General features: G+C 70.3%; 5 protein-coding genes. All 5 read right to left on the bottom strand.

The genetic code is table 11. The annotated features are described in order from the left end of the window. Positions 1 to 1,181: hypothetical protein (locus NON22_RS21520; protein ID WP_257389049.1), on the bottom strand; the 1,181-nt coding region annotated here is incomplete at its 3' end. A gap of 18 nt (positions 1,182 to 1,199) precedes the next feature. After that, positions 1,200 to 1,853 carry a hypothetical protein gene (locus tag NON22_RS21525; RefSeq protein ID WP_257389050.1) on the bottom strand — a complete coding sequence of 218 codons (654 nt, stop codon included), beginning with the start codon at positions 1,851 to 1,853 and terminating at the stop codon, positions 1,200 to 1,202. A gap of 41 nt (positions 1,854 to 1,894) precedes the next feature. After that, a complete protein-coding gene (locus NON22_RS21530) occupies positions 1,895 to 2,593 on the bottom strand; it encodes a response regulator transcription factor (RefSeq protein ID WP_257389051.1) in 699 nt (232 codons plus the stop codon). A 42-nt stretch (positions 2,594 to 2,635) separates the two neighbouring features. Next, a complete protein-coding gene (locus NON22_RS21535; protein ID WP_257389052.1) occupies positions 2,636 to 2,839 on the bottom strand; it encodes a dodecin family protein in 204 nt (67 codons plus the stop codon). Positions 2,840 to 2,997: 158 nt separating this feature from the next. Beyond that, a complete protein-coding gene (locus tag NON22_RS21540) occupies positions 2,998 to 3,807 on the bottom strand; it encodes an NAD-dependent epimerase/dehydratase family protein (protein ID WP_425508011.1) in 810 nt (269 codons plus the stop codon). Positions 3,808 to 3,809 lie beyond the last annotated feature (2 nt).

Here is a 3,809-nt window from a genome sequence, read left to right on the forward strand (position 1 = left end):
GCGAGCGCGGCGCGAGCGCGGCGCATCACGATCGCATCCTCGGTCGACAAGTAGCCGCGCAGATCCAGCTCGACGGCCGCGCCGGCCGGCAGCAGCGCGCGGATCGCCGGCAGCGGCGGCTCGGCCGCCGCATCGACGAGGCCGGCGACGCGAATGCGCCGGCCGCCGAGATCGTCGATGCGGTCCAGATGCAGCCCGGGCCAGTTCGCGAGCGTCTGGTTCACCGCAGCGAGCTGGCGCTGCCACTGCCCTTCGCGCCAGGCCCAGGCCGTCAGCGCCGCGAGCACGACCAGCAGGAACAGCAGCAGCGGCCAGCGTCGCGTCGGCAGGCCGCTCTGCGCCTGGGTCTCCTCGGCCAGCACGCCGGATTCGATCTGCTGCAGGCTCAGGCTGTCGCGGATCTCGGCCTCGTGTTGCGGCGTCGGCCCGACCTGTGCCTCGTCGAGCGTCAGATGGATCTGCTCCAGCCGTTCGCGCAGCAGGGTGCGCAGCGCCGGCGGCGGCGCGCCGCGGATGAACGCGGCGAGATTGGCGCGCGGACCCGGCAGCACCCAGACCAGGTGCTCACCGACGCCGGCCGAGTCCAGGCCGCCGCCTTCCGCGCCGTTGCCGACCGAATCGCGCACGAAATCGCCGATCGCGGTCAGCATGCCGGCGATCGCGTCGGCATCGAGATCGGGCAGTTCCGGCGCCGACACGCGCGCGAGCACGAGGCCGCTGTCGCGATCGATCAGGAACAGATGATCGAGGCGATAGTGCAGCGCGTGGCGCATGACGACCTGCGCGTACGGCAGGCCGGTGCGCCAGGATTCCAGGCGCCAGCGCAGGCCGCGCAGGGTGAAGCTCGATTCGAGCGCGCGGTTGAAGTTCTCGTTGAAGTCGCGCATCGCCTCGGCGATCGCCTTGCGGATCGCCGGGCCGATGACCGGAAACAGCACGTCGACGATGCTCTGGCGCTGCGAGCGCACGGCCGCGGCCAGCGCGTCGGAAACCGGCAGCTTGAGCGCCTGGGCCAGGCGTTGGCGGCCTTCGCCGCGCTGGGCGCGCTGCAACAGGCCCGGCAGGCGCTGCGGCAGTTCGGCCTGATCGGATTCGAGCGCGGCGACGCGCTCCGCATGAGCGTTGAGCTCGGCGAGTTCCTCGCCGAGGATCAGTTGCTTGAGGCGTTGATGCTCGCCCATGGCGGGCCGGCCGTGCGATCAGGCGCCGGGCAGGTCGAAATCGCCCTTCAGGCGCAGCGCCACTTCGGTCAACAGCGCGGCCAGGTCCTCGCGACCGACCTTCTCGACGCGCAGTTCGTCGCGCGAACGCGTCAGGCTCTGGCCGTGGCGCGCGAACTGTTCCTTGAGCGCCGCATCGAGCTCGGCCAGCGCCGAGCGCAGGCGCTCCTCGCCGGCCGCCATGTCGTGGTTCAAGGTGTCGACCGCGGCAGCGAGCTCGCTGCGCTGCGCGCGTGCGCCCTGCAGCAGGCGCGATTCGAGGTCGTCGGTCGCCGCAGAACGGTCGGCCACTTCCTGGCGCAACGCGCGGCCGAGCTTGTCGATCTGCTCGTCGAGGCGCTTGTCGAGCTGCGCGAAGCGGCGTTCCTGGTCCTGGCGCAGGCCTTCGAAATCCGCCTCGATGCGTTCGTTGAGTTCCTGGAAGCGGCGCTCGTAGTCGCGCATCTGGCCGCCGAACAGGATGTCGCGGATCTGGTCGACGTTGCGATCCGCGCCGTTGAGATCGGGCACGGCGGACTTCTTCTCGTTCACTGTCTTCTCCATCGCGGCCGGGACCGCGGCGCCGCGCACGGCGTTCGCGGCGGCTGGCACGTTGCGCGGGGGTTTGGCGGCCTGCTGGCGCTTGCTGGGCATGTCTGGCTCTCCACGAAAGCGCTGCGTCCGCGTCGCCCGTATCAGGCTTGTTCGAGCCGGTAGCCGTGCTGGTAGACCGCCGTCAGGCGCCAGCCGTGCTCGCCGCCGAGCTCGAGCTTCTTGCGCAGGCGGCTGACGTGGGTGTCCACAGTGCGCGTCGACACCTGGGCGCTCATGTTCCAGACGTTCTCGAGCAGCGCGTCGCGGCTGACGATGCGACCCTGACGCCGGAACAGGTAGGTGGCCAGATCGAACTCGCGCTGCGTCAGCTCGATGTCGCGGCCTTCGATCGCGACGCGCCGGCGCATCAGGTCGATATGGTAGGGCGGAATCGACAGGTCGGTGCTCGCTTCCGAATCCACCCCCCTACGCCGCAGTACGGCAGCGACGCGCGCGAGCAGCTCGGCCTGTTTCGGCGGCTTGACGACGTAGTCGTCGCCGCCGCTCTCGAGGCCCTTGACGATGTCCTCGTCGAGCGAGCGCGCCGTCAGGAAGATGACCGGCAGCTCGGCATTCGTGGAATTGCGGATCCAGGCGAGAACGTCCAGGCCGGTCGCGTCGGGCAGCATCCAGTCGAGCAGCAGCAGGTCCACGGCTTCGATGCCGAGGCGGCGGCGGAACTCGTTCGCGCTGCGGAACACCCGCGGCGTATAGCCGGCGCGCTCCAGCCACAGGGAAATCAGCTCGGCCTGATCGGCATCATCCTCGAGAAAGCCGATGACCACTTCATGCTTGCTCATGCAACGGCTTCCTGCGCAAGCCTCCGGCCCATTCCCCGCTCCTCATTCGACTACGAAGTTAACGCGCATGTTGACGCGCCATTCGCGGACCCTGCCGTCGTCGTCGGTGACGACCTTGATGTCGTTGACCCAGGCGCCCTTGATGTTCTTGACCGTCGTGGCGACCTTGAGCAGGCCGGACTGGACTGCGTCGTCGATGCCCTTGGGGGACGCCGAGCTGACTTCGATGACCTTGGCGATGGACATGACAAATCCCTCTTCTGGGCCGGCTTCTGGCGTGTTGGGGGGAATCCGCGCTCTTGCGTGCCGGAGTGTAACAGCATGCAACGGCACTTCCAGCGCGACCCGTCCACCGCTTGGCGCATCGCAGCATGCGGCGACGCGCACGCCTGCGGGGGAATCGCTCAGGCGTGCCGGCGGACAGCCCCCAGCAGCGGCGCATAGCCGGCACGGTAGTCGGGAAAACGCAAGGCATAGCCCGAGGCGCGCAGGCGGCGGTTGGCCAGGCGTTTGTTGCCGACGGCCCGCTGGCCCGGCGCCGGTTCGGGCGGCGGCGGCGGCAGCGCCAGCTGGGCGGCGATCCAGGCCTGCACTTCGGCCAGCGGAGCCGGATAGTCGTCGCTGACGAGATAGCAGGCCTGCGGCCGTTCCAGGCCGAGCAGGTGCACCAGCGCGCCGGCCGCATCGTCCACATGAATACGATTGGAAAACTCCGCCGCGCCCGCCGGACGCCGCGCGCTGCCGTCGACGACCTGACTGACCAGGCGCTGGCGCCCGGGCCCGTAGATGCCCGACAGGCGCGCGACGACGGCCTCGCGCATTCCGGCCAGACGCCGCTCGGCATCCAGCAGCAGGCGGCCGTTGAAGGCCAGCGGCACGCAGGGCGTGTCCTCGTCGATCCAGGCGCCGCCGTGTTCACCGTAGACCGCGCTCGACGACACGAAGATCAGTCGGCGCAGCGCCGTGCGCCGCTGCAAGGCGTCCAGCAGATGGGCGAGCCCGTCGACGAACAGCCCGCGATAGGCGGCCTCGTCGCGCTGCCCCGGCGCCGGCAGGAACACGACGTCGGCGATGTCGTCGGGCAGCTCGCGCAGGCTGGCCGGATCGGTCAGGTCGGCACGCAAGGCCTGCAGCGGCGCGGGCAGCGCGGCCGCGCTGCGCCGCAGGCCATAGACGCGGCGGCCGGCGGCGGCGAGTTCCACCCCGGCGCGCAAGC

It is taken from the genome of Tahibacter caeni (assembly GCF_024609805.1).
Classification (GTDB): domain Bacteria; phylum Pseudomonadota; class Gammaproteobacteria; order Xanthomonadales; family Rhodanobacteraceae; genus Tahibacter; species Tahibacter caeni.

Coding starts and splice junctions, on each gene's coding strand:
- NON22_RS21525 (WP_257389050.1), bottom strand. CDS start 1,853: ATGCCCAGCAAGCGCCAGCAGGCCGCCAAACCCCCGCGCAACGTGCCA.
- NON22_RS21530 (WP_257389051.1), bottom strand. CDS start 2,593: ATGAGCAAGCATGAAGTGGTCATCGGCTTTCTCGAGGATGATGCCGAT.
- NON22_RS21535 (WP_257389052.1), bottom strand. CDS start 2,839: ATGTCCATCGCCAAGGTCATCGAAGTCAGCTCGGCGTCCCCCAAGGGC.